The following is a 25,435-nucleotide window of genomic DNA, read 5'->3' as shown; positions in this document are numbered from 1 at the left end:
TGCGGCTGCTGCCCGTGGCCCTCACGGTGTGGCTGAGCGCGGTGGCCACCCTGCTGGGCGAGTGGCGTGCGGGCGCGGCGTGCTGCGTGGTGTGCGCGGTGGCAATCCTCCTCGCGCACCGTGTGCCCCGCGGATGGGTGCGGTTTCCCGCTGGCTGGCCCCGTCAGGCATCACGGGGCGGTGTCTCGCAACCCCGTGCATCGCGTCGCGGTGTCGCCCCGCCCCGCCGATCGCAGCCCCGCCGATCGCGGTGCCGCGGCTCGTGGGTCATGGCAGGTGTGGTCCTCCTCGCCGGAGTGGCTGCCCTCGTGAGCACCCTCGCCGCCACCGCCCCGGCCCGCGCGTTCCTGGCCCACCACCCTCCGGGGTCGGTGGTGCGGGTCCAGGCCACTGTCTCCGGGACGCCCTCCCCGTACACCTCCCACTCCGGGGCGGCGGAGCAGGAGGCCTCCCACGGCGTCGCCCTCACCCTGGACGTGACCACCGCGGACGGGGCCCCCGCCCCCGCACGGCTCACGGTGTTCGCCACGCACCCCGGCTGGGAGGCCGTAGCGGACGGGCAGGCGGTGGGCGGCGGCGTCACCGTGGCGAGCACCGCCACCCCGGCACGGCTGCTCGCCCGCGCCACCTCCCCGCCGGACACCTCCCACAGCGCCGAGCCGACCGCGGCGCACGGGCTGGTGCCGGCCGTGCGGTCCGACCTGGTCCGGATCGCGGGCGGCTTCGGGGCCGCGAGCGCCGGGCTGGTGCCCGGAATGACCGTGGGGGACACCTCCCAGCTGCCCGACGCCCTCGCCCAGAGCATGAAGGACACCGGGCTGACCCACCTCACGGCGGTCTCCGGGTCCAACTGCGCGCTCGTGATGACCCTGAGCGGTCTCACGGCCCTGACCCTGGGGGCGGGGCGTCGTGCGTGCGTGGCCGTGGGTCTCGCCGCGCTCGCGGGATTTGTGGTCCTCGTGGGCCCGGACCCCTCCGTTCTTCGCGCCGGCGTGATGGGAGCGCTCGGAGGACTCGCCATGCTGGGCGGGCGCGCGGGGGTGAGCCTCAACGCCCTGTGCGCCGCGGTGATCGGTCTGGTGCTCGCCCGCCCGGACCTGGCCACGGACATGGGCTTCGTGCTGTCCGTGCTGGCCACCGCGGGCATCGTGGTCAGCGCCCGCCCCGTCACACGCCTGCTCGCCACCCGCCTGCCCACCACGGTGGCCGTGTGCCTCGCGGTGCCCCTGGTCGCGCAGCTGTGGTGCGGTCCCGCGCTGCTGCTGCTCAACCCCGACCTGCCCGTGTACTCCCTGCCCGCGAACATCGTCACCTCCCCGCTCGTGCCCGTGGTCACCGTGGCCGGGCTGCTCGCCGTGTGCGTCCTGCTCACCGGTCACCTACTCACGCCGCTGCTGGCCTGGCTCCCGTCCGGCGCCCACGACGGCGCCGCCGCCGGGTGGGAGCGCGCCGCGAACCTGCCCGTGGGCGCCGCCTCTCTGCCCGCTCGCGCCCTGGCCTGCGTGGCCGAGACCTTCGCGTCCCTGCCCGGCGCGCACCTGCCCTGGCCACCCGGCCTCCCCGGGATCGTGCTGCTCACCGCCCTGACACTCCTCGCGCTCGCCGCCGTCCACGCGCTGGACGCCCGGATGCGCCGTCCGGCACCCGCCGCGGGCGCCGTCAACGCCGCCCCCGCTGAGAACCCGGTGCCCGACGCCGTGTGGCGCATCCGCCTCCAGCGCACCCGCGCCCGACGTCGCCTGCTCGCCGTGACCGCGTCGCTCGCGCTGGTCGTCCTGCTGGTCACCGCCGTGCTGTGGTGGTTCCGCCCGGCCCCGGCGTGGGAGTCCGTGGTCTGCGACGTGGGGCAGGGGGACGCCACCCTGCACCGCACCGGGGAGCACAGCGCCGTCCTCGTGGACGGCGGACCGGACCCCCGCGCCCTCACACGGTGCCTGCGCCAGGCGCAGATCACCCACCTGGACGCCGTGATCGCCACCCACGCCCACGCCGACCACGTGGCCGGACTGGAAGGCCTGGCCGACACCGTGGACGTGGACCGCGTCTGGTACTCCGCCGCCGGGGACACCCCACCGGACGAACTCGTCCAGTGGGCGGACATCGCCGTGCGCCCCGCCCCTGGCGAGCGGCTGCACCTGGGACCGCTGACCGTGGAGGTCCTGGCCCCCGCACCACCCGTGCCCTCCCCGCCCACACCCGCAGGCCCCGGAACCGGCTACCACCCCGCGCACCGGAAGGTCACCTCCGAGGACGAGAACAACGCCTCCCTCGTGCTGCTCCTCACCATCGACGGCCCCGACGGGCCCACCACCTGGCTCTCCGCCGGGGACCTCGAAGCCGACGGCTACCGCCGCGACCTCCGCACCCTCCCCGGCGGCCGCGCACCCCACGTGGACGTCCTGAAGGCCTCCCACCACGGTGCCCGCAACGGCGGCACCGACATCATCCGCGACACGCACCCCGCGCTGGCGGTGATCTCCGTGGGGGAGGGCAACAGCTACGGCCACCCGCACCCGGAGATTGTGGCCGCACTGCAGGAGGTCGACGCCGCGGTGGCGCGCACGGACGAGAGCGGCGCGCTGTGGATGCACCGGGAAGGCGGACGGGTGGTGGTGGCCCAGCGGTGAGCACCACCGAGGCCTCCACACCCAGCGGGCGGCCCGGCGCGCGTGTCGGCGGCGGGCTAGCATGGCAGGGCCACCCACGGCGACGCCTCTGTCCCCGCGCCCGCGCAGCGTGGGGCAGCCGGGCACCCGGGTGGCGTAGCCCGCGGACCGCCGGGCGCCACCCGTGCCAGCACCACCAAGGAGCACCATGTCACCGGCCCGATCGTCAGCCCGCCGCCAGCCCGCGGCCGCGCCGCAGACCTCGTGGCGCGAGGCCACCCCGCAGCCCCTCGTGCTGGCGTCCGGCTCGGACGAGTACATCCTGCAGCGCATCCGCGAGTCCCTGCGGGACGCCATCCGTGGCCAGCGCGGCTCGTGCGAGGTGACGGACATCGCCGCGGGGGACTACGAGCCCGGCCAGCTCGCCGTGGTCACCAGCCCGTCCCTGTTCGACGACCCCAAGCTCGTGTGCGTCCAGGAGCTGGCGAGCATGAACGAGCACCTGCTCGCGGACGCCCTCGCCTACGTGGCGGCCCCGGACCCGGACGTCACCGTGCTGTGGCAGCACTCCGGCGGCAACCGCGGCAAGAAGCTGCTGGACGCCCTCAAGGAGCGCGCTCTGGTGCTGGACTGCACCCCGCCCAAGTCGGACCGGGACAAGTCCGCGTTCGTGCTGGCGGAGTTCCGGGCGCAGGGCAAGCGCATCGAGCCCGACGCCGCCCGCGCCCTGGCCGCGGCCGTGGGCACCTCCACGGCGGAGCTGGCCGCGGCGTGCTCGCAGCTGGTGGCGGACGGCCCCGTGACCGTGGACCTGGAGCTGGTGGAGAAGTACTATGGCGGGCGGGTGGAGGTCACCGCGTTCCGCGTGGCGGACGCCGCCGTGGCCGGCAACGCGGAGCAGGCGCTGAAGCTGTGGCGCCAGGCCGTGGACGTGGGGGTGGACCCCGTGCCCATGGTGGCCACCCTGGGCTCGAAGATGCGGCTGATCGCCCTGACCGCGGGCTCCCGCGGGGGAGCGAACCGGATCGCCAAGGACGTGGGTGCGGCCCCGTGGCAGGTGGAGCGCGCACAGAACGAGGCGCGCCGCTTCACGGCCGAGGACGTCACCCGGGCCCTGCAGGCCATCGCGGAGGCCGACGCCCAGGTCAAGGGCGCCTCCCGCTCCCCGTACTTCGCGGTGGAGCGGGCCATCACGGTGATCGCCACGTCCGGGCACCGCTGAGCCGGCCTCGCAGCGGGTCCCGCTGAGCACCCGCCACGGGGCAGGGCCTCGCGCCACGGAGCGGGGACTCGCGCACCGGTTACCCCGGCACACGCGGACAGCACCCCGCACACGACAACGGGCCCGGTACTCGCGAGGAGTACCGGGCCCGTTCACTCCGTCAGCGCGACGGGGTCAGCCGACTCAGATCTTGGCGACCTTCTTGGCCAGACCGGACTTCTTGTTGGCCGCGGTGTTCTTGTGCAGGACACCCTTGGACACGGCCTTGTCGAGCTTGCGGGACGCGTTGCGCAGGGTCTCCGCAGCGGCGTCCTTGTTGCCGGACTCGACCGCCGCGTCCACCTTGCGGATCAGGGTCTTGAGCTCGGACTTGTACGAGTTGTTGCGCAGGCGAGCCTTCTCGTTGGTGAGGATGCGCTTCTTCTGCGACTTGATGTTGGCCACGTGGGACTCCTAGAACGATTGCGGAAGTAGGTCAGTGAGGGCTCACGGACGGTCATCGACTGAGATGTGAGAGTGGGGACGCTCGGTGGCGGCCATCCGCTGTGCCCGACGACCAGCGCGGACACACAGCCGTCGACTTTAGCAGATTTCCGCCCCGGGCGCCGCCGGCAACACGCCACGCGGCCGCCGCGCGGGGACTCGCGGCTCTCCCCGGTGTGGGAGGGGCTCCCGCTCAGTGCCGGGCCGTGAGCTGCGCGGCGACGGCGTCGAAGCGGGCGCGGTCCAGCACCGCACCCTCGCGGCGCACGTTCTCGGGGCGCACGGGGATGATCCGGTCCAGCCGCGCCTCCGAAGGGCGCCCGGAGCGGTCCCAGCCACCCGTGCCCACGTCCACGTAGCGCGGGTCGTCGTGGGCGGCGGTGTCGTGGTCCTTGGACGTGAGCATCACGCACAGCAGGTACCCGTCCGCCCGGTCCACGACCAGCACGGGCCGGTCCTTTCCGCGAGAGTGGTCCTCCTGGTAGGGCACCCACGTCCACACGACCTCGCCCGGATCCGGGCGGCCGTCGGGCTTCGCCGCCCACCGCGGGTTGACGGGCCCCGTCCAGTCCCCGGGATACGCGGAGGTCCCACCGGACGACGCCGCCGTGCCCGCCCGGGTGCGCCCGGTGCCGTCGTGCCGCGGTGCGTTCCCGGGGGAACCGCCTGGGCCCCGCTGCGGCGCCGCAGTGGGGCGGGTGAGGCGCTGGTAGAGCCGGTAGAGCCTGCGCCCCTCGCGGAGCAGTCGTGTGAGGTCTGCCATGACCACCATCGTAGGGGCGGGTGGGCCTCAGCCGCGCCGGAAGCGGTTCAGGGCCCCGGAAGCCCCCGTGGTGGGGGTGAGCTCGTCCAGGCGCCGCAGGGCGTCCTCGTCCAGCTCCAGGGAGCCCGCCGCCACGTTCTGCTCCAGGTGCGCCACGGAGGCCGTGCCGGGGATCAGCAGGGTGTCCGGGGCGTGGTGCAGCAGCCAGGCGAGTCCCACGGCCGCGGGGGTGGTGTCCGCGGCGGCGGCGATCTCCTGGACCACCGGTTCCTTCACGACCTTCGGGGCGCCGGGGAACGCCCCGCCCAGGGGGAAGTACGGCACCCAGGGGATGCCTTCCGCGCGGCACACCGCGAGAACCGGCTCGTCCTTTCGCGAGGCCACCCCGTACGGGTTCTGCACGCACGCGATCCCGGCGGGCAGGGCGCGGGCGAGCTCGTCCGCGGTGACCGTGCTCAGTCCGATGGCACCGATCAGGCCCTCGTCGCGCATCGCGACCATCTCGGCCACCTGGTCGTCGAAGTCCACGAACTGGTCGGGGCCCTTGGGGAAGCCGAACGCGCCGATGCGGCGCATGTTCACCACGTCCAGCTGCTCGCGGTGCAGGGTGCGCAGGTTGTCCAGCACCCCCTGGCGCAGCTCCTCCGGGCGCTGGGCGGAGACCAGGGGAGCGGGACCGCGGCGGGCGGGGCGGGCCCCGACCTTCGTCACGACCACCACACCCGGGCGGTCCACCACCTCCCGGGCCAGGCACTCGTTGCTCATGCCGTCGCCGTAGAAGTACGCGGTGTCGAAGTGGTTCACGCCCAGCTCCAGCGCCCGGCGCAGCACGGCGCACGCGGCGTCGGCATCCGCCAGGCGCGGCAGCTGCATGGCACCGTAGCCCACCCGGGCCACGGTGTGTCCGGCCAGCCTCCCGGGGCCGCCGGGGATGGGAACGGGCAGCGCGGCGTCGTCGTGGTTCGTGCTCATGGGTGTGGCCCTTCCTCGGGAGCGGAACGGGGAGCGGGCGGACCCCGGTGGGCGGCAACCTAGCACCGGCACCCGTGAGTGCCCGGGACGCCACCGGCACCGGTTCGCCCCCGGTCCCCGATCATGGGAAACTGGGGAGTCATCCCGGAAACGAAAGGACCGCCCGTGTCACCGTTGGCCGTCAACCCACCGGCACCCGCCTCGACCGACCCTTCGGTGCTCCGCAACTTCTGCATCATCGCGCACATCGACCACGGCAAGTCCACGCTCGCGGACCGGATGCTGCAGGCCACGGGCGTGGTCACACCCCGGCAGATGAAGGCGCAGTACCTGGACCGCATGGACATCGAGCGCGAGCGCGGGATCACCATCAAGTCCCAGGCCGTGCGGATGCCCTGGAACGTGGACGGCACGGACTACGCCCTGAACATGATCGACACCCCGGGCCACGTGGACTTCACGTACGAGGTCTCGCGCTCACTGGCCGCGTGCGAGGCCACCATCCTGCTGGTGGACGCCGCCCAGGGCATCGAGGCGCAGACGCTGGCGAACCTGTACCTGGCGCTGGAGAACGACCTCACGATCATCCCCGTGCTGAACAAGATCGACCTGCCGGCGGCGCAGCCGGAGAAGTACGCCGCGGAGCTCGCGAACCTCATCGGCGTGGAGCCGGAGGACGTCCTGAGGGTCTCGGGCAAGACCGGCGAGGGCGTGGCGGAGCTGCTCGACAGGATCGTCCGTGACGTGCCCGCGCCCCAGGGCGTGAAGGACGCGCCGTCGCGGGCCATGATCTTCGACTCGGTGTACGACACCTACCGCGGCGTGGTCACCTACGTGCGCGTGGTGGACGGCACCCTCACCCCGCGCGAGCGGATCCAGATGATGTCCACGGGGGCCACCCACGAGCTGCTGGAGATCGGGGTGATCTCCCCGGAGCCCATCCCGTCCAAGGGGCTGGGCGTGGGGGAGGTGGGCTACCTCATCACGGGCGTGAAGGACGTCCGCCAGTCCCGCGTGGGTGACACCGTGACGAGCCAGCAGAAGCCGGCGAAGCAGTCCCTGGGCGGCTACGAGGACCCCAAGCCCATGGTGTTCTCGGGCCTGTTCCCCGTGGAGGGCTCGGACTACCCGGTGCTGCGGGACGCCCTGGAGAAGCTGCAGCTCAACGACGCCGCCCTGGTCTACGAGCCCGAGACCTCCGCCGCCCTGGGCTTCGGGTTCCGCTGCGGGTTCCTGGGGCTGCTGCACCTGGAGATCACCCGGGACCGTCTGGAGCGGGAGTTCAACCTGGACCTGATCTCCACCGCGCCGTCGGTGTCCTACAACGTGACCCTGGAGGACGGCTCCGAGGTGGAGGTCACCAACCCCTCCGAGTTCCCGGAGGGCCGGATCCTGGAGATCCGCGAGCCCATGGTCTCGGCCACCATCCTGGTGCCCTCCGAGTTCATCGGCGCGGTCATGGAGCTCTCCCAGTCCAAGCGCGGGGAGATGAAGGGCATGGACTACCTCTCCGAGGACCGGGTGGAGCTGCGCTACCGGCTGCCGCTCGCGGAGATCGTGTTCGACTTCTTCGACCAGCTCAAGTCGAAGACCCGCGGGTACGCGTCCCTGGACTGGAAGGCGGACGGGGAGCAGGCCGCGGAGCTCGTGAAGGTGGACATCCTGCTCCAGGGCGAGCAGGTGGACGCGTTCAGCGCCATCACCCACAAGGACAAGGCCTACTCCTACGGCGTGCTCATGACGGGCAAGCTGCAGAAGCTGATCCCGCGCCAGCAGTACGAGGTCCCCATCCAGGCGGCCATCGGCTCGCGCATCATCGCGCGCGAGAACATCCGCGCGATCCGCAAGGACGTGCTCTCCAAGTGCTACGGCGGTGACATCTCCCGCAAGCGCAAGCTGCTCGAGAAGCAGAAGGAGGGCAAGAAGCGCATGAAGATGGTGGGCCGCGTGGAGGTCCCCCAGGAGGCCTTCGTGGCCGCGCTGTCCTCGGACGAGGACAGCGGGAAGGACAAGAAGAAGTAATGCCCGCACAGCCCGAGGGCGACCCGGCGCCGTCGGACGGGGCCCTGCCCCCCAGTGCGGTGGCGCGCGCCGCGCAGCGCACCCTGAGCCTGTACGTCCACGTCCCGTTCTGCGCGGTGCGCTGCGGGTACTGCGACTTCAACACCTACACCGTGGACCAGCTCGGGGACGGCGTGTCCCGCGCGGACTACCACCGCGACGCCGCCGCGGAGATCCGCTTCGCCCGTGGCGTGCTCGACGCCGCCGGGGCACCCCCGCGCGCCCTGCACAGCGTGTTCTTCGGCGGCGGCACACCCACCCTCCTGCCGGCCCGTGAGCTCGCCGCGATGCTCGCCCAGGCGCGGGAGAGCTTCGGCCTCGCCCCGGGCGCCGAGGTCACCGTGGAGGCCAACCCCGACTCCGTGACCCCGGAGACCTTCGACGTCCTCGCCGCCGCCGGGGTCACCCGCGTGTCCTTCGGGATGCAGTCCGCCGTCCCGCACGTCCTGGCCGTGCTGGAACGCACGCACACCCCCGCGAACGTGCCGCGCGCCGTCGGCTGGGCCAAGGAACGGGGACTCGGCGCCAGCGTGGACCTGATCTACGGCACCCCCGGGGAGAGCATCCCCGACTGGCAGGCGTCCCTGGACGCCGCCCTGGCCCTGGAACCCGACCACGTCTCCGCGTACTCGCTGATCATCGAGGACGGCACCAAGCTCGCCGCGCAGATGCGCCGCGGCGAGGTCCCCGCCGTGGACCCCGACGACCAGGCCGAGAAGTACACCCTCGCCGACCGCGCCCTGGGCGAGGCCGGATTCCAGTGGTACGAGGTCTCCAACTGGTCCCGCGCCGCCCACGGGCGCAGCGCCGCCCAGAACCGCAGCGCCCACAACCTCGCCTACTGGCGGGACCAGGACTGGTGGGGCGTAGGCCCCGGCGCCCACTCCCACAGCGACGGCGTGCGCTGGTGGAACCTGAAGCACCCCCTGCCCTACACCAACAGGGTGCGCGCCGGGCTCTCACCCGCCGTGGGCCGGGAGACCCCCGACCCCGAGGCCCGCTACACCGAGCACGTGATGCTCGGCATCCGCATCCGCGAGGGCCTGCCCCTGGCCACCCTGCGCCCCGCAGGCCGCCGTGCTGTGGCCGGACTCATCGCCGACGGCTGGCTGGAGGGCCCCGCCGCGCTCGCGGGCACCGCGGTGCTCACCGACGCGGGGCGTCTCATGGCCGACGCCGTCACGCGCCGCCTGCTCGACTGGTGAGCTCCGCGGCGGCGTCGCGGGCTCAGGAGCGCGCGGTGAGCCGGTCGTAGAGGTGGCTGCTGAACCGGTACTGGTGCGGCTCGCCGCGGTTGACCCGGATGCCCGCACGCACCGAGGTGAACGCCAGGAACACCCAGGTGAGGGCCGCCACCAGCCCGCAGAACCCCCCGATCACGGGGACCAGGGACAGCAGGATCCCGGCCAGGATCACCAGGCTGGGCAGCAGCGTGTAGTTGACGGCCTCGCGGGACTCCTGCGCGGTGAACGGGCCGCGGTCCCGGAACACCCGGTGGATCACCCAGCTGGGCAGCACACCCACCACGCCGCCGAGGTGGGCCAGGGTGGCCCACTGCCGGTCCTGCGCCACGTCCAGGGGCTGGGCCACCGCGGGGACGGACTCGAACGGGGTCTCCGCCGCGGACGAGGGCGCGGGCGTGGACGGGGAGGCAGCATCAGTCACGGTGGGGTGTCCCTTTCAGGGGCGGTAGCCGGGTCAGGCAGGATCGAGGGGGCCTGGGACACCCATTCTACGGCGGGTGCCCGGAAAACACTCCGTCACCCGGGTCACGGTCCCGGTGCCGGGCCCTCTCTCGGCTCGCCCCCGCGTCGTGCCGGCCCGTGCGGCGGTCCCGGTGCCGGGTTCAGGCCGAGTGGTCCGGGGCCGGGTCCTCGGGTGCAGTGAGGAAGTCGATGAGCTCCTCCACCCGTCCCAGCAGCGCCGGTTCAAGGTCCGCGTAGCTGCTCACGCGCGACAGGATCGCCTGCCACGCCCGCCCCACGTCCTGCGGGGTGCGGTGGGGCAGCCCGAGCGCCCGGGCGGCACCCGTCTTCCAGTCCTGTCCGCGCGGGACCACCGGCCAGGCGGGGATCCCCAGGGCGGCGGGCTTCACGGCCTGCCAGATGTCCACGTACGGGTGGCCCAGCACCAGCACGTTGCCGCGCGCCCCCGGCACCCGCAGGGCGGCCTCGGCGATCCGCGACTCCTTCGACCCCGCCACCAGGTGGTCCACCAGGATTCCCAGCCGCCGTCCCGGGCCGGGCCCGAACTCCCGGACGGCCGCGGGAAGGTCGTCCACCCCGTGCAGGGGCTCCACCACGATGCCCTCCACCGCGAGGTCGTGGCCCCACACCTTCGCCACCAGCTCCGCGTCGTGGTATCCCTCCACCCACACGCGGGACTCCTTCGCCACCGAGGCGCGCAGGTCTGCGACCTCCACCGAGCCCGAGAGGGACCGCCGCGGCGTCGCCGGTCGCGCGCGGGACACCGGCGGGCCCAGGCGCACAGGTTCACCCTCCAGCAGGAACCCCGGGCCCAGGGGAAAGGACTTCACGCGCCCCCGGCGGTCCTCCAGACCCACCACCCGCATGCCGCCGATGACCTCCACGCCCACCACGGCACCCACCCAGCCGGTCTCCACGTCCTCCAGGACCATCCCGGGCTCCACCGCCACGTCACGGGAGGTGGGGCCCGTCCGGGACACGTCGGGGCTGCCGAGGTCCTGCGGGCCCCACCCCCAGCCGGGTGCGTTCACGGTGCCTCCTGGGCGGTCGCGGTCGAATCAGCCGCGAGCGTACCAAAGCCGCCCTCCGCCACTGCGGCCGCTACACTCCCGAATTAGCACTGTGCTCACTGGAGTGCCAAAATTGGGCGGACGCAACGGGAGGTGAACACCATGGAACACCCACGCAGGGTGCAGATCCTGCGAGCCATCGTGGAGGACTACGTCCACTCCCGCGAACCCGTCGGCTCCAAGGCACTCGTGGAACGCCACCACCTGCCCGTCTCCTCCGCCACCGTCCGCAACGACATGGCCGCCCTCGAGGACGCCGGACTCATCACCGCACCGCACACCAGCTCCGGACGCATCCCCACCGACCGCGGCTACCGCGTGTTCGTGGACCAGATCACCGCGCTGCAACCCCTCAGCCCCGCGCAGCGCCGCGCCATCCAGGCCGTCCTCGACGGCGCCGACGACCTCGACGACGCCATGGAACGCACCGTGCGCCTGCTCGCCCAGATCACCCACCAGGTGGCCGTCGTCCAGTACCCCGTCCACACCGGCACCACCGTCCGCCACGTCGAGCTCGTGGACCTCGGCGCGGGCACCGCCCTCGTGATCCTCATCCCCACCAGCGGACGCGTCGTCCAGCGCGCCGTCCCGCTGCCGGCGCCCCTGCACGAGCACGACCTCCTGGAGCTGCGCGCCCTGCTGCTCGCCCGCCTGCTCGGCCTCGCCCTCGAAGCCGTCCCCGGCGCCGTCGCCACCCTGCCCACCACCGCCCCCGAACCCCTGCGCGCGGCCGCGCTCGCGGTGGGGGACGCCCTGGTGCTGCTGGCGGACGCCGCGGACGAGCACCGGCTGGTGATGGCGGGCACCGCGAACCTGGCCCGGTTCAGCGGGGACTTCCCCCAGAGCATTTCCCCGGTGCTGGAGGCGCTCGAGGAACAAGTGACCGTGCTGCGCTTGTTGTCCGAGATGCAGCAGGACGAGCGCGGGGTGGCCGTGCGGATCGGCTCCGAGCGTGGGGACGACCCCCTGGCGGAGGCGTCCGTGGTGGCCACCGGCTACGGCCCGCGCGCCGCGTCGAAGGTGGGGGTGGTGGGACCCACCCGCATGGACTACCCCACCACCATGGCCTCCGTGCGCGCGGTGGCCCGCTACCTGTCCAAGAACCTGGGGGAGTGAGCGCCGCACCGGCGCCGCCCCCGACCACCGACCCCGACACGAGAGAAGAAGCGACGACATCGTGAGCGACCACTACGAAACCCTCGGCGTGAGCCGGGACGCCAGTGCCGAAGAGATCAAGCGTGCCTACCGCAAAAAGGCCCGCACCCTGCACCCGGACGTGAACCCCTCCCCGGAGGCCGCGGAGGAGTTCAAGCGCGTCTCCCACGCGAACGACGTCCTCTCCGACCCGGAGAAGCGCCGCGTCTACGACGCCACGGGCAACGAGAACGGCACGGACACGGGCTTCGGCGGGGGCTTCCCCGGCTCCGGCTTCGGCTTCTCGGACATCTTCGAGACGTTCTTCCAGGGTGCAGGCGGCGGGGGCCAGCGCGGTCCGCAGTCCCGCACCCGGCAGGGCCAGGACGCCCTGATCAACGTGCGGATCTCCCTGAAGGACGCCGTGTTCGGGGTGGAGAAGGACATCACGGTGGACACCGCCGTGACGTGCCCCACCTGCCACGGCACGTGCTGCCAGCCGGGCACGAGACCCGTGACGTGCACCATGTGCAAGGGCTCCGGGCACATGCAGTACCAGCGCCAGTCGATCCTGGGCATGGTCACCACCCAGGCCCCGTGCTCGCAGTGCAACGGCTTCGGCACCGTGATCGAGAGCCCCTGCCACGAGTGCTACGGCGAGGGCCGGGTGCGCGACCGCCGCCCCCTGACCGTGAAGATCCCCGCGGGCATCCAGTCCGGCAACCGCATCCGTCTGGGGGGCCAGGGCGAGGCCGGCACCGCCGGCGGGCCCAACGGTGACCTCTTCGTGGAGCTGAAGGTGGACCCGGACCCCTCGTTCCACCGGGAGGGCGACGACCTCCACGCACGCCTGCGCGTGCCCATGACGGCCGCGGCACTCGGGACCACAGTGACGCTGGAGACCTTCGACGGCACCCGCCGCGTGGAGGTGGAGCCAGGCACCCAGTCCGGTGCCACCGTGACCCTGGACAACCTGGGCGTCACCCACCTGCGGGGCAAGGGCCGCGGGGACCTGCAGGTCCACTTCGAGGTGGAGACCCCCCGGAACCTCACGGGCGAGCAGCGGGAGCTGGTGGAGCGTCTCGCGCAGCTGCGCGGCGAGGAGTCCGACGACGGCACCACGGTAAGCACCTCCCACGCCGGCGGGTTCTTCTCCCGGCTGCGCGGGCGGTTCAACGACCTGTGACGAACCCCGTCTTCCACCACGAGCACCTCACCGGGGTCCGTCCCGGTGAGGTGCTCGACGTCGCCGGCCCGGAGGCCAAGCACGCGGTGACCGTGCGGCGGCTGCGCGCGGGTGAGCCGCTGGACCTCGTGGACGGGCGCGGTACCCGCGTGAGCTGCACGTTCACCGCGGGGGAGCGGGACCGCATGAGCGTGACGGTCTCGGAGGTCACCCACGAGGCCGTGCCCCGGCCGGAGCTGACCCTCGTGCAGGCCCTCGCCAAGGGCGACCGGGACCTGCAGGCCGTGGAGTCCGCGACCGAGCTCGGGGCGAGCCGGGTGATCCCCTGGCAGGCCGAGCGCAGCATCGTGCGCCTGCGCGGGGAGCGCGCCGCGAAGACCATGCACAAGTGGGAGGCGCAGCTGGCCTCCGCGGCCAAGCAGTCACGCCGCGCCGCGTGGCCGCAGTTGCGGCCCTGGGTGGACACGGCAGGCCTCGTCCGCCTCGTCGCCGAGGAGCCCGCCACCCTGTGGCTCGTGCTGCACGAGAGCGCCGAGACGCCCTGGTCGGCGCTCGACACGCCCGCGCAGGACGCGCACGAGCGCGTGGCCGTGGTGGTGGGCCCCGAGGGCGGGATCAGCGACGCCGAGCTCCACGCCCTGCGCGCCGCCGGGGCCCGCACCCTGCGCCTGGGCCGCACGGTGATGCGCTCCTCCACCGCGGGCCCCGCCGCGCTCGCCGCGCTGAGCGCCGTGCTGGGCCTCTGGGACTGAATTCCACCTCGCTACCGCGTCCGTCGGGCGAGGACCGGCGGCGCGCGGGGATCACTGCGGCGCGGAGACCGTGATCTCGTGGTCGTCGGTGAGGACCGTGCCGTGCTCGTCGGTGCCGCTGACACGCACCACGTAGGTTCCGGGGTCCAGCTCCGCCGTGGTGCGCAGCTCGGTGCCCACGGAGGGGTCGGTGCTCGGGGAGGCGCCGCGGACGGTGCCGCCCCTCACCCGGCGTCCGTCCGCGGTGATCTCCCACCGCACGTCGTGCACGGTGGGCAGCACGCGGGCGAAGAGCGCGAGCGGGCTCGCGGGGTCGGATCCGGTCTGCGGGTCGATCAGCCACACGGGTGCGGCGAGGGCGGAGTCGCGTGTCAGGGGGTCGTCCAGCGTGACCGCACCGAAGGCCCGGTACCCGGTGCGGCCGTCCACGAGGATGCGGACCTCCTTGGCCGTGGAGGAGTCCAGCAGCCCGGCGGTGACCACCGCGGCGGAGACCGTGTAGACCATCTGCTGCAGGGCCATGCGGGCGTCCTGCTCGGACAGGGGCGTGGCGAACGCGGCGGCGGGCAGGTCCACGGTGACCGTGCCGTCGGGTGAGACGGAGGTGCCCACCGTGTCCGCAGGGGACCACAGCGTGCGGTAGTCCGGGTCCTCGGGGGTGGCAGAGGTGAGCATCGTGGCCGCGCGGGCCACGGGATCCGCGACGTCCGTGCTCTCCGGGGAGCGGAACTCCCGGAACAGGTACCCCGACTGGTCCCCGGTGCCCACCCAGTATACCGGCGCCTGCTCGGTGGCCACGCCGTCGCCGGCCTCGTTGGTGGCGCCCGGGGCGGAGCCGATGCCCGGTGCGGGCCGGGAGTCCGTGCCGGGGTGGTCCGCCGCGGTGCCGCATGCGGTGACCCCCGCCGCGAGCGCCAGGGCGAGTGCCACCCCGATGGCGCGTCCGCCGGTTCTTCGTGTCCTGCTCGCACGCCGTGGCATGCACCCTCCCTCCCGTGAGCGATCCCTGCTCCGGTTGCGCGGACACCGGACGGTGCCCAGCTGTCTCGTACCAACTGCCTGCCGGTCGTCGCGCGCTCCGGCGTCGACGGGTTCGGCGGCCCCGGCCACACAACCTACCCAGTGCGGGGGCGCCCTCCCAACCCTGACGCGCCCGACGGGGACGTGGGGCAGCTCGCAACCCTGGGCCCCCGCAGGAGAGGTGGCGGTACGCTGGGACGTGATGACCGAACGACTCGAGGGGACCGACACCCTGACCACCACACCCCGTGAATCCACCCGCGTGACCGTGCACATGCCGGACCGGGACACCGCCGTGCGGTGCCTGGGACACGCCGACTCCACCCTGCGGCTGCTCGAGGGCCAGTTCCCGAGCGTGCGCATGACCGTCCGTGACCTCGACGTGGCCCTCGAGGGGCCCGTGGTCGAGACCCGCCTGGCCGCCGCGCTGCTCGAGGAGCTGCTCGCCATGGCGCTGCGCGGCACGGAGGTCACCGAGCGCACCGTGATGCGCGTGTCCCGCATGATGCGCGACGCCCAGGACCTGCGCCCCTCCAGCGCGCTGTCCACCAGCATCCTCTCCACCCGGGGCAGGACCATCCGCCCCAAGACCGTGAACCAGAAGACCTACGTGGACGCCATCGACGAGCACACCGTGGTCTTCGGCATCGGCCCGGCCGGCACAGGCAAGACCTACCTGGCCATGGCCAAGGCCGTGCGCGCGCTGCAGGCCAAGGAGGTCAACCGCATCATCCTCACCCGCCCCGCCGTGGAGGCCGGGGAGCGCCTGGGCTTCCTGCCCGGATCCCTCAACGACAAGATCGACCCCTACCTCCGCCCCCTCTACGACGCGCTGCACGACATGATGGACCCCGAGTCCATCCCGCGCCTCATGGAGGCCGGCAGCATCGAGGTGGCACCCCTGGCGTACATGCGCGGACGCACCCTCAACGACGCCTTCGTGATCCTCGACGAGGCGCAGAACACCACCCCCGAGCAGATGAAGATGTTCCTCACCCGCCTCGGCTTCGGCTCTCGCATCGTCGTCACCGGAGACGTCACCCAGGTGGACCTGCCCGGCACCACCAAGTCCGGGCTGCGCCAGGTCCAGCACGTCCTGGGCGGCATCGACGACATCGCCTTCTGCGAGCTGACCTCCGCGGACGTGGTCCGCCACGAGCTCGTCGGGGAGATCGTGGCCGCCTACGACCAGTTCGACACCACCAACCGCCACCGCGTGGAGCGCGCCCGGCGCAAGGAGGACCGCCGCGCCGCCCGCGACGACGCCCCGGCCCCCACCACCCCCGGTGCCGCCTCGTGAGCGTGGAGTTCGACCTGCCCTGGGACACCGACGAGCAGCGCCTCGCCCTCCCGGACGCCTACCACGCCGTGGACACCGCCCAGCTCACCGCGCTCACCGCGCTCGCGTTCCGGCGGTGGGGGATCCACCCGGACAGCGAGGTCTCGATCGCCGTGGTGGACGAGGAGCGCATGGCGCAGCTGCACGAGCAGTGGCTGGACCTGCCCGGTGCCACGGACGTGATGTCCTTCCCCATGGACGAGCTGCGCGAGGGCACCCCTGAGAACCCCTCCCTGGGGGTCCTCGGGGACGTGGTCCTGTGCCCGCCGGTCGCACAGCGCCAGGCGCGCGCCGCGGGGCACAGCACGGCGGACGAGCTGTGCCTGCTGACCGTGCACTCCCTGCTGCACCTGCTGGGCCACGACCACGCCCGCGAGGACGAGCGGGCGCGCATGTTCGCCGCCCAGCGCGCACTGCTCGAGGAGTTCCTGGGCCGTGACGCCCCCGTGGAGACCATGTCGTGACAGACCGAGCCCACCACGCAGACCGCGCCACGTCGCGGCAGAGAACCGACCGCAGGACCGAGGACACCGCATGACCCAGGACAGCTCCACCACCCCCGAGGACTTCCGCGCCGGCTTCGCCGTGTTCGTGGGCCGCCCCAACGTGGGCAAGTCCACGCTGACCAACGCCCTGGTGGGCCGGAAGGTGGCCATCACCTCCAACCGCCCCCAGACCACCCGCCACACCATCCGCGGCATCGTCCACCGCCCGGACGGCCAGCTGATCCTCGTGGACACCCCCGGTCTGCACCGCCCGCGCACCCTGCTGGGCCAGCGCCTCAACGACGTGGTCGCCGAGACCCTCGGCGAGGTGGACGTGATCGGCTTCTGCGTCCCCGCCGACCAGAAGGTGGGCCCCGGGGACCGCTACATCGCCCAGCAGGTCGTGGCCGCCGTGGGCCGCACCCCCGTGGTCGCCATCGTCACCAAGGCGGACCTCGTGCCCCAGGAGCAGCTCATGGAGCAGCTGCTCGCCGTGAGCGAGCTGGGCCGCGAGGTCGTCACCGCGGAGCGCGCCCACCGCGACGCACGACGACGCCGCCGCGACGCCGCGTCGTCGCCCGCCGCACCCCCCGCACCGCGCCAGGACACCGGGGACGACCCCGCGGGCTGGGCCCACGTGATCCCCGTGAGCGCCGCGGACGGGTACCAGATGGACGAGGTGGCCGAGCTGCTGGTGTCCATGATGCCCGCCTCACCGCCGCTCTACCCCGAGGGAGACCTCACCGACGAGCCCGAGATCACCATGATGGGTGAGCTCATCCGCGAGGCCGCCCTCGAAGGAGTGCGCGACGAACTGCCGCACTCCCTGGCCGTGGTGGTGGACGAGGTCTCCGAACGCGAAGGCCGCTCCCCGCAGAACCCCATGCTGGACGTCCACGCCAGCCTCTACGTGGAACGCCCCTCCCAGAAGGCCATCGTGATCGGCAGGCGGGGAGCTCGGCTGCGGGAGATCGGCACCCGGGCCCGGGGCCAGATCGAGGCCCTGCTCGGCACCCGCATCTACCTGGACCTGCACGTCAAGGTCGCCAAGGAGTGGCAACGGGACCCCAAGCAGCTCTCCAAGCTCGGCTTCTGACCCGCACCCACCCACGCCCGTCCAGGCGCTCGCCGCCGGCCCCCGCGGCCGCGCCAGGCTCGGCCACACACCCCAGGAGTCACCGGTGGACCCCAGCTCAGCACCCCGCCCGCGCCGCGCCGCCGCAGCCCCCGCCCCGTGGGCCGCGCACCCGGCACGCCGCACGGACAGCGCGGGAGAGCCGTTCGACCTCCGCCAGACGGGACGCCACCACCGCGCCCACGGCCACCGCTCCTCTGCCCGCCGGGTGATCGTGATCCTCGCGGTGCTCACCCTCGTGGCCGTGCTCGGCCTCGGGGGAGTCACCGCCCTGCGACTCACCGGCAACCTGACCTCCAGCCCCCTCAACCTCTCCGACGGCTCCGGGAGCGTGGACGACGGCCCCCTGGACATCCTCGTGATGGGCTCGGACACCCGCACCGGCACCGGCAACACCGAGTACGGCAGCAAGGACGACGCCGAGGGCCGCACCGACGTGATGATGCTCGTGCACGTCACCGAGAAGCGCGACGCGGTGACCGTGGTCTCCTTCCCCCGCGACCTCATCGTGGACATCCCGCAGTGCACCGACCCCGACACCGGCACGGTCCACCCCGCGGAGAAGGACATGCTCAACAGCGCCGTGGAACGCGGCGGGCCCGGCTGCACCGTGGCCACCATCGACAAGCTCACCGGCGTGAGCATCGACCACTTCATGCTCGCCGACTTCAACGCCGTCAAAGAGCTCTCCAGCGCCGTGGGCGGCGTGCAGGTGTGCGTCAACGAGGCCGTGGACGACCCCAAGTCCGGACTCAAGCTCCCCGCCGGCATCTCCTCCGTGGAGGGCGAGCAGGCGCTCGCGTTCCTGCGCTCCCGCGCGGCTTTCGGCAACGGCGGGGACGAGGGCCGGATCCGCTCCCAGCAGGCGTTCCTGGCGTCCCTGACGCGCAAGATCCAGGCGGACGGGACCCTCACCAACCTGCCGCGGCTCTACCACATCGCCGAGGTCATGACCCAGAACCTGCACGTGGACGAGGGTCTGACCTCGATCCCCACCCTCGTGGGCATCGCCGGAACGTTCAACGGCATCGATCCCGGCCGCATCGCGTTCGTGACCGCCCCCACCGAGGCCTACCCCCAGGACCCCAACCGGCTGCAGCTGGACCGGGCCCCCGCGGAGAAGCTCTTCGCCACCCTGCGCCGCGACGTGTCGGTCACGGGGGAGGAGCCCACCGCCGGTGCGACCGCCGCACCCGAGCGCAGCGACGCCGGGGCGAGTACCTCCGCAGGTGCCGGGGCCGAGCAGGGCGAGCGGGCGACGTCGTCCCCCGCCGCGAGCCCGAGCGCCACCGGACCCGCCGTGGATCCCGCGCTCGTGCCCCTGGAGGTGACCAACCGCTCCGAGGCCGGCGGCCGGGACACCCAGGTGGTCGAACGCCTGCGAAAGGCCGGGTACACCCGGGCGGGCACCGGGTCCTCAGGGGCACAGCTCGCCGCCACGCAGGTCTTCTACAACCCCGACTGGGCGCTGGCCGCGGAGGACGTCGCGCGGCTGCTGAACGTGGGGGATGACCAGCTCGTCGCGAGCTACGAGGTAACGGGGGTCGAGGTGGCTGTGGGGCAGGACTTCACCTCCGGCGACCGCCTGCAGCGCGGCAGCGCCCTGCCCGAAGACCTGAAGGGGCAGACGGCCGAGCAGTTCACGTGCCAGGCCACCGCCGAGGAGTGAGACACCGCCGCACCCGGCCACGGAGGGGAGAACCCTGTGGCGGCACCGGTGAGCGGGACCACTGGTGGTACGTTGGATCACATGCGGACCGACGTGCAGCGACTCCTGCTTACGTGCCGCAGCGGGGCCTGATCCGATCACCCACGGCCGGCCACCCGCTGCGGAGTTCTCCGATGCCGGCCCCACGCATCAGCTCGAAAGGCAGCACCCCGTGAAGAACCTGCAGCGCCCCTCCGGCATGCCCGTCCACAAGTACACCCCGTACCACCAGAACTTCCCGTTCGACATGTCGGACCGCACCTGGCCGGACAAGGTGGCCACCACCGCCCCCCGCTGGTGCGCAGTGGACCTGCGCGACGGCAACCAGGCCCTGATCGACCCCATGGACTCCGAGCGCAAGCTGCGGATGTTCCAGCTGCTGGTGAAGATGGGTTTCAAGGAGATCGAGGTGGGCTTTCCCTCCGCCTCGCAGACGGACTTCGACTTCGTCCGCATGCTGGTGGAGGGCAGGCACATCCCGGACGACGTCACCATCCAGGTGCTGACCCAGTCCCGTGAGCACCTGATCGAGCGCACGTACGAGGCGATCGACGGCGCTCCCCGCGCGATCGTGCACCTGTACAACTCCACCTCCACCCTGCAGCGGCGCGTGGTGTTCAACCAGGACATGGACGGGATCGTGGACATCGCCCTGACGGGGGCCAGGCTGTGCCGCAAGTACGAGGAGCAGCTCACGGGCACCGCCGTGACCTACGAGTACTCCCCGGAGTCCTACACGGGCACCGAGCTGGAGTTCGCGGCGCGGATCTGCAACGAGGTGGCCGAGACCTTCGAGGTGGGGGACGGGCGCTCCATGATCATCAACCTGCCCGCCACGGTGGAGATGGCCACCCCCAACGTCTACGCGGACTCGATCGAGTGGATGAGCCGCCACCTCTACCACCGGGACGACATCATCCTGTCCCTGCACCCGCACAACGACCGCGGCACCGGCGTGGCCGCCGCCGAGCTGGGCTACCTGGCCGGCGGTGACCGGATCGAGGGCTGCCTGTTCGGCAACGGCGAGCGCACCGGCAACGTGGACCTGGTGACCCTGGGCCTGAACCTGCTGACCCAGGGCGTGGACCCCCAGATCGACTTCTCGGACATCGAGGAGATCCGCCGCACGGTCGAGTACTGCAACCAGCTGTCCGTCCCGGAGCGCAGCCCCTACGGCGGGGACCTGGTCTTCACGGCGTTCTCGGGTTCGCACCAGGACGCCATCAAGAAGGGCTTCGACGCCATGCAGCGCGACGCCCGCGAGCAGGGCGTGGGTGTGGACGAGCTGGAGTGGGCCGTCCCCTACCTGCCCATCGACCCCAAGGACGTGGGACGCAGCTACGAGGCCGTGATCCGCGTGAACTCCCAGTCCGGCAAGGGCGGGGTGGCGTACCTGTTGAAGAGCGAGTACGGGATCGACCTGCCCCGGCGCGCCCAGATCGAGTTCTCGGGCGCCGTGCAGAAGTACACGGAGACCTCCGGCTCCGAGGTCTCCGCCCAGCAGCTGTGGAAGATCTTCTCGGACGAGTACCTGCCCACCACGGACGGCGGCGAGGGGCGCTGGGGCCACTACCGGATCACTTCCATCTCCACCCACGCGGAGGACGAGGGCCACACCGTGCTGGAGGTCGGTCTGGACGTCGGCGGTGAGCACCGTGAGCGCACCGCCCAGGGCACCGGTCCCATCGACGCCCTGATCAACCTCTTCAACCGGGAGGGTGTGGACGTGCGCCTGCTGGACTACACCGAGCACACGCTGTCCGCGTCCTCGAACGCCCAGGCCGCGAGCTACGTGGAGCTGGCGGTGGGGGACCGCGTCCTGTGGGGCGCGGGCATGGACAGCAACACCACCCGTGCCTCCCTGAAGGCCGTGGTTTCGGCGGTGAACCGCGCGGTCCGCGACGCCCAGGCGGTGGAGCAGGACTGACGGTCTCGGGGCAGCGGCCCCCGTTCTCCCCCTGGAGAACGGGGGCCGTCGCGTTCCAGGGGTTTCTCGCCCCCCCGCCCTCGCGGGCGGGGCTCGCCCGGACGGTGAGACAATGGAGCGGTGGCCCGTACAACCTTCGCCTCGCGCAGCTACAGCGACGACGCCGTGGTGCTGCGCACCTACAAGCTGGGCGAGGCGGACCGGATCGTCATCCTCCTGACGGCTGAGCACGGCCAGGTGCGGGCCGTGGCCAAGGGGGTCCGGCGCACCACCTCCCGGTTCGGGGCGCGCCTCGAACCGTTCAACGTGGCCCAGGTGCAGTTGGTGCACGGCCGCACCCTGGACATCGTCTCGCAGGCAGTGGGGAAGCGCTCCTACGGGGAGCGCATCGCGGCCGACTACGACCGCTACACCGCCGCGGCCGCCATGGCGGAGACGGCCGAGAAGCTCACCGCCGACGACTACGACACCGCCACCGAGCACTACCGTCTCCTCGTGGGCGCCCTGTCCGCGGTGGCCCGCGGCCTGCACGAGCCGGGCCGGACCCTGGACTCCTACCTGCTGCGTGCGGTGTCCCTGGCAGGGTGGACCCCCAGCTTCGTGGACTGCGCGCGCTGCGGCGCCCCCGGACCCCACCGCTCTTTCTCGGCCGCGCTCGGCGGCGCCGTGTGCCCGCTGTGCCGCCCCCCGGGCGCCGCGGCCCCCAGCGAGGCGACGTTCGTGCTGCTCGACGGTCTGCTCCGCGGGCACTGGCCCACCATCGACGCCGCCGACGCCCGCACCGCCCGCGCCGCGGCGGGGTTCGTGACCGCCTACGTCCAGTGGCACATGGAGCGCACGGTCCGCTCCCTGGCGCTCGTGGAGCGCTCCGAGGGCTGAGCCCGCACCGCCGACGGGCTTTCCGGCACCGTGTGACCATCACCCGGCGCCGGTCCCGCGCCCTTCCATCCCGAGGTCCTAGGGTGGAGGACGTACCGACAACATCCACGAGAGGACCGCGCGTGTCACCCTTCTCCTCGCCCCCGCCGCACCCCAGCGGCGCGACCGTCCCTGCGATCGAGCGCGCGGCACTGCCGCAACACATCGCGCTGGTGATGGACGGCAACGGACGGTGGGCGAACGAGCGGGGTCTGCCCCGCACGGAGGGACACCGCGCGGGGGAGCGGGCGCTGATGGACGTGGTCGCCGGCGCCATCGAGCTCGGCGTTCCGTACGTGTCCGCGTACGCCTTCTCCACCGAGAACTGGAAGCGGTCTCCCGCGGAGGTGGCGTTCCTCATGAACTTCACCGGGGACGTCATGAAGCGGCAGCTGCCCACCTTTCAGGAGTGGGGCATCCGCGTGCGCTGGGCGGGACGCCGACCCCGGCTGTGGGGCTCGGTGATCGACCGGCTGGAGACCGCCGAGCGGGAGACCCGCGACAACGACGTGATCACCCTGACCATGTGCGTGAACTACGGCGGCCGGGCGGAGATCGCCGATGCCGCCGCGGCCATGGCCCGGGACGCTCAGGAGGGGCGCCTGAAGCCGGGGTCCATCACGGAGGCCACCGTCCAGCGGTACCTGGACGAACCCCAGCTGCCGGACGTGGACATGTTCCTGCGCTCGTCGGGAGAGCAGCGGCTGTCCAACTTCATGCTGTGGCAGTCCGCCTACGCGGAGCTGCTGTTCATGGACGTCCTCTGGCCGGACATGGACCGGACGGTCCTGTGGCGCGCCGTGGAGAGCTACGTGGCACGGGACCGGCGATACGGCGGCGCGGTGGACCGCGCGGTGCCACCCCAGGCATGAGAGCGGAACCCGGCTAATTTTAAAGGTGAACGTGGAACTTCAATAATGTATTCAAACCTTCACGTGAAACTTAAATGAAGAGTGGCACATGTGGGTTCATTCGGGGGCGTGGCGGGCCCGCGCCCGCCTCGTGTGGGACCATCGGAACCATGCGCGTGTATCCCGCCTTCTTCAAGGCCGCCTTCTCCTGGATGGACCCCGAGCTCGCCCACACCCTCGGCTTCGCCGGCATCAAACTCGCTCACCGCACCGGTCTCGGGCGGGCGCTGAGCCGAGCCACCGCTCCCGACAGGGGCCGGGAGGTCCACGTCATGGGCCTCACCTTCCCCTCCGCCTTCGGTCTCGCCGCCGGCTTCGACAAGGGAGCCACAGGCACCCACGCGCTGGCGGACCTGGGATTCGGCCACGTGGAGATCGGCACGGTCACCGGGGAGGGGCAGCCCGGCAACCCCCGCCCGCGGCTGTTCCGCCTCGTGAAGGACCGCGCCGTGGTCAATCGCATGGGCTTCAACAACGACGGCGCCCGCGCCGTGGCACCCCGGGTGGCCTCCGCCCTGCACACCCTGGCGCAGCAGGCGGCCCGGACGGGGCGGACCCGTGCGGTGGTGGGGGTCAACATCGGCAAGACCAAGGCGGTGCCGCTGGAGGACGCCGTTGCGGACTACGTCCACAGCACCGCCACACTGGCCCCCTACGCGGACTACCTGGTGGTCAACGTCTCCTCCCCGAACACCCCGGGCCTGCGGCAGCTGCAGGAGCTCGACGCCCTTCACCCCCTGCTCAGTGCCGTCCGCGCTGAGGCCGACCGCGTGACCACGCGCCGCGTCCCCCTGCTCGTGAAGATCGCCCCGGACCTCGCGGACGAGGACGTGCGCGCCGTCGCGGACCTCGCCCTGGACCTGGGGCTGGACGGGATCGTGGCCACGAACACCACCATCCGCCGGGAGTACCTCGGTCTGCGCAGCACTCCCGACGAGGTTGCCGCGTGCGGTGCCGGTGGGCTCTCGGGGGCTCCGCTGCGGCGTCGTTCTGTGGAGGTGCTGCGCCTGCTCAAACAGCACGTGGGGGACCGGCTCGTCCTGGTGTCCGTGGGCGGGGTCACGAGCGCCGAGGACGTCCTCGAGCGGTTGGACGCCGGGGCCTCCCTGGTGCAGGGGTACACGGCGTTCCTGTACGAGGGGCCGTTCTGGGCGGCGCGCATCAACCGGGGTCTCGCACGGGCCGCGCGGCGCGCCGCCCGCTGAGCACCCCCGGCCGTTCCGTCGGGGGATGCACCTCAGCGGGGCCCGGCTGACGCCCCGGGGTCCACTTTCCCGGCACCCCTCTGCCGGCACCACGGTCGGGAGCTCCACGGTCGGGATACGACGACGGGGCCGGCTCCCCTGCGGGACCGGCCCCGTCGGGCACGGGCGCGGGGGGAGCTACTCGGGCCGCTGGCCCCGCTGCACCTGCGGCTTGGGCAGGCGCAGGCGGCGGATGGTGAAGGTGCGCATGGCGGCGTACCAGCGGGTGCCGCGCTGGACCGTGCCGAACTTGCGCCGCATCGCGGAGTGCATGCGCTGCGTGGTGATGACGGCGTCCAGCACGCACAGGGCCACATAGCCGTAGACCACCCAGATCAGCGTCAGCGCGATCGACTGCAGCGGCAGGAACATCACCACCACGATCACGAGGAGCAGGACCAGCACGTACTCGCCGATGTTGAAGCGGGAGTCCACCCAGTCACGCGCGAACCGGCGCTGGGGACCGGCGTCCCGCGGCCCCAGATAGCGCTCGTCGCCCGCGGCCATGCCAGCCTGGGCCCGTGCGCGGCGTTCCCGCTCGGCCTGGCGGGACTCCGCCTTCGCGGCCTTGCGGTCCTCGGGGATGAGGGGACGGCGGCGGGCCGCCTCCCGCTCCTTGCGCGTGGGCGTGGGGCGGCCCTTCTTCCCGCCGGGGGAGTGCGCGTCGCGCCGGGGCCCCTCCGGCTCGGCGGCGGGCTCGGTCACGGCCGTGGCGCGCACGGCGGTGGAACCCGAGGATTGCTCTGACTTCTGGCGTCCAAACACCGGTCCAGCCTAACGGAGAGCGGACCCG

22 protein-coding genes are annotated in these 25,435 nt (G+C 72.6%); 15 read left to right on the top strand and 7 right to left on the bottom strand.

Going from position 1 to position 25,435, the window contains the following annotated elements; all coding sequences use genetic code 11:
• Window positions 1-308: 308 nt before the first annotated feature.
• Both Q4A22_RS07825 and holA read left to right on the top strand, forming a co-directional pair.
• The gene (locus Q4A22_RS07825; RefSeq protein ID WP_303178320.1) at window positions 309-2,627 is read left to right on the top strand and encodes a ComEC/Rec2 family competence protein; all 2,319 of its coding nucleotides are present in this window, start codon (window positions 309-311) and stop codon (window positions 2,625-2,627) included.
• A 187-nt stretch (window positions 2,628-2,814) separates the two neighbouring features.
• Window positions 2,815-3,828, top strand: a complete 1,014-nt coding sequence (gene holA / locus Q4A22_RS07820; protein ID WP_303178318.1) for a DNA polymerase III subunit delta — start codon at window positions 2,815-2,817, stop codon at window positions 3,826-3,828.
• A gap of 183 nt (window positions 3,829-4,011) precedes the next feature.
• Here holA and rpsT read toward each other — a convergent pair whose 3' ends face one another.
• From rpsT to Q4A22_RS07805, 3 genes are all read right to left on the bottom strand, one after another.
• Window positions 4,012-4,272 (bottom strand): 30S ribosomal protein S20, encoded by a 261-nt coding sequence (gene rpsT / locus Q4A22_RS07815; RefSeq protein ID WP_303178316.1) that lies wholly within the window; start codon window positions 4,270-4,272, stop codon window positions 4,012-4,014.
• Window positions 4,273-4,504: 232 nt separating this feature from the next.
• Complete coding sequence (locus Q4A22_RS07810) at window positions 4,505-5,074, bottom strand: type II toxin-antitoxin system PemK/MazF family toxin (protein WP_303178315.1); 570 nt, start codon at window positions 5,072-5,074, stop codon at window positions 4,505-4,507.
• A gap of 27 nt (window positions 5,075-5,101) precedes the next feature.
• Complete coding sequence (locus Q4A22_RS07805) at window positions 5,102-6,046, bottom strand: aldo/keto reductase (protein WP_303178313.1); 945 nt, start codon at window positions 6,044-6,046, stop codon at window positions 5,102-5,104.
• A 165-nt stretch (window positions 6,047-6,211) separates the two neighbouring features.
• Between Q4A22_RS07805 and lepA the strand changes: the two genes are divergently transcribed.
• Entirely contained in the window at window positions 6,212-8,068 is a 1,857-nt protein-coding gene (gene lepA, locus Q4A22_RS07800; protein ID WP_303178312.1) for a translation elongation factor 4, read from the top strand.
• The gene (gene hemW / locus Q4A22_RS07795; RefSeq protein WP_303178311.1) at window positions 8,068-9,312 is read left to right on the top strand and encodes a radical SAM family heme chaperone HemW; all 1,245 of its coding nucleotides are present in this window, start codon (window positions 8,068-8,070) and stop codon (window positions 9,310-9,312) included. Before lepA ends, hemW begins: the two co-directional genes overlap by 1 nt.
• A 22-nt stretch (window positions 9,313-9,334) precedes the next feature.
• On the opposite strand, the gene Q4A22_RS07790 is transcribed toward hemW, so the two are convergent.
• Together Q4A22_RS07790 and Q4A22_RS07785 are read right to left on the bottom strand one after the other, a co-directional pair.
• Window positions 9,335-9,772 carry a DUF4870 domain-containing protein gene (locus tag Q4A22_RS07790; protein WP_303178310.1) on the bottom strand — a complete coding sequence of 146 codons (438 nt, stop codon included), beginning with the start codon at window positions 9,770-9,772 and terminating at the stop codon, window positions 9,335-9,337.
• Between the two features lie 181 nt (window positions 9,773-9,953).
• Window positions 9,954-10,844: a DUF3097 domain-containing protein gene (locus tag Q4A22_RS07785; protein ID WP_303178309.1), complete on the bottom strand. Its 891-nt coding sequence runs from the start codon at window positions 10,842-10,844 to the stop codon at window positions 9,954-9,956.
• Window positions 10,845-10,985: 141 nt separating this feature from the next.
• Here Q4A22_RS07785 and hrcA point away from each other — a divergent pair, with 141 nt between their 5' ends.
• The 3 genes from hrcA (at window position 10,986) to Q4A22_RS07770 (ending at window position 13,955) form a co-directional block, all read left to right on the top strand.
• Entirely contained in the window at window positions 10,986-11,999 is a 1,014-nt protein-coding gene (hrcA, locus tag Q4A22_RS07780) for a heat-inducible transcriptional repressor HrcA (RefSeq protein ID WP_303178307.1), read from the top strand.
• A 61-nt stretch (window positions 12,000-12,060) separates the two neighbouring features.
• Entirely contained in the window at window positions 12,061-13,203 is a 1,143-nt protein-coding gene (gene dnaJ / locus Q4A22_RS07775) for a molecular chaperone DnaJ (RefSeq protein WP_303178305.1), read from the top strand.
• Window positions 13,200-13,955 carry a 16S rRNA (uracil(1498)-N(3))-methyltransferase gene (locus Q4A22_RS07770; RefSeq protein ID WP_303178303.1) on the top strand — a complete coding sequence of 252 codons (756 nt, stop codon included), beginning with the start codon at window positions 13,200-13,202 and terminating at the stop codon, window positions 13,953-13,955. Before dnaJ ends, Q4A22_RS07770 begins: the two co-directional genes overlap by 4 nt.
• Window positions 13,956-14,006: 51 nt before the next feature.
• Here the strand turns inward: Q4A22_RS07770 and Q4A22_RS07765 are convergent, their stop codons facing one another.
• Window positions 14,007-14,936 (bottom strand): GerMN domain-containing protein, encoded by a 930-nt coding sequence (locus Q4A22_RS07765; RefSeq protein WP_303178301.1) that lies wholly within the window; start codon window positions 14,934-14,936, stop codon window positions 14,007-14,009.
• 313 nt (window positions 14,937-15,249) lie between these two features.
• Here Q4A22_RS07765 and Q4A22_RS07760 point away from each other — a divergent pair, with 313 nt between their 5' ends.
• From Q4A22_RS07760 to Q4A22_RS07725, 8 genes are all read left to right on the top strand, one after another.
• Window positions 15,250-16,275 (top strand): PhoH family protein, encoded by a 1,026-nt coding sequence (locus Q4A22_RS07760; protein ID WP_368410623.1) that lies wholly within the window; start codon window positions 15,250-15,252, stop codon window positions 16,273-16,275.
• A gap of 14 nt (window positions 16,276-16,289) precedes the next feature.
• Window positions 16,290-16,778 carry an rRNA maturation RNase YbeY gene (ybeY, locus tag Q4A22_RS07755; RefSeq protein ID WP_303178452.1) on the top strand — a complete coding sequence of 163 codons (489 nt, stop codon included), beginning with the start codon at window positions 16,290-16,292 and terminating at the stop codon, window positions 16,776-16,778.
• 70 nt (window positions 16,779-16,848) lie between these two features.
• On the top strand, window positions 16,849-17,895 hold the full coding sequence (locus Q4A22_RS07750; RefSeq protein WP_303178298.1) for a GTPase Era: 1,047 nt from the start codon (window positions 16,849-16,851) through the stop codon (window positions 17,893-17,895).
• A gap of 85 nt (window positions 17,896-17,980) precedes the next feature.
• Window positions 17,981-19,603 (top strand): LCP family protein, encoded by a 1,623-nt coding sequence (locus Q4A22_RS07745; RefSeq protein WP_303178296.1) that lies wholly within the window; start codon window positions 17,981-17,983, stop codon window positions 19,601-19,603.
• Window positions 19,604-19,814: 211 nt separating this feature from the next.
• Window positions 19,815-21,569 (top strand): 2-isopropylmalate synthase, encoded by a 1,755-nt coding sequence (gene leuA, locus Q4A22_RS07740; protein ID WP_303178294.1) that lies wholly within the window; start codon window positions 19,815-19,817, stop codon window positions 21,567-21,569.
• 120 nt (window positions 21,570-21,689) lie between these two features.
• Complete coding sequence (gene recO, locus Q4A22_RS07735) at window positions 21,690-22,448, top strand: DNA repair protein RecO (protein ID WP_303178293.1); 759 nt, start codon at window positions 21,690-21,692, stop codon at window positions 22,446-22,448.
• Between the two features lie 122 nt (window positions 22,449-22,570).
• The gene (locus tag Q4A22_RS07730) at window positions 22,571-23,359 is read left to right on the top strand and encodes an isoprenyl transferase (RefSeq protein ID WP_303178291.1); all 789 of its coding nucleotides are present in this window, start codon (window positions 22,571-22,573) and stop codon (window positions 23,357-23,359) included.
• 149 nt (window positions 23,360-23,508) lie between these two features.
• Window positions 23,509-24,603, top strand: coding sequence for a quinone-dependent dihydroorotate dehydrogenase (locus Q4A22_RS07725; RefSeq protein ID WP_303178290.1), 1,095 nt, complete (start codon window positions 23,509-23,511; stop codon window positions 24,601-24,603).
• A gap of 177 nt (window positions 24,604-24,780) precedes the next feature.
• Here the strand turns inward: Q4A22_RS07725 and Q4A22_RS07720 are convergent, their stop codons facing one another.
• Window positions 24,781-25,407 (bottom strand): DUF3043 domain-containing protein, encoded by a 627-nt coding sequence (locus Q4A22_RS07720; protein ID WP_303178288.1) that lies wholly within the window; start codon window positions 25,405-25,407, stop codon window positions 24,781-24,783.
• Window positions 25,408-25,435: the final 28 nt, after the last annotated feature.

It is taken from the genome of Kocuria sp., assembly GCF_030530945.1.
Taxonomy (GTDB): domain Bacteria; phylum Actinomycetota; class Actinomycetes; order Actinomycetales; family Micrococcaceae; genus Kocuria.
Note: the sequence above shows the minus strand (reverse complement) of the source record. Positions and strands in the feature narration are given on the sequence as shown.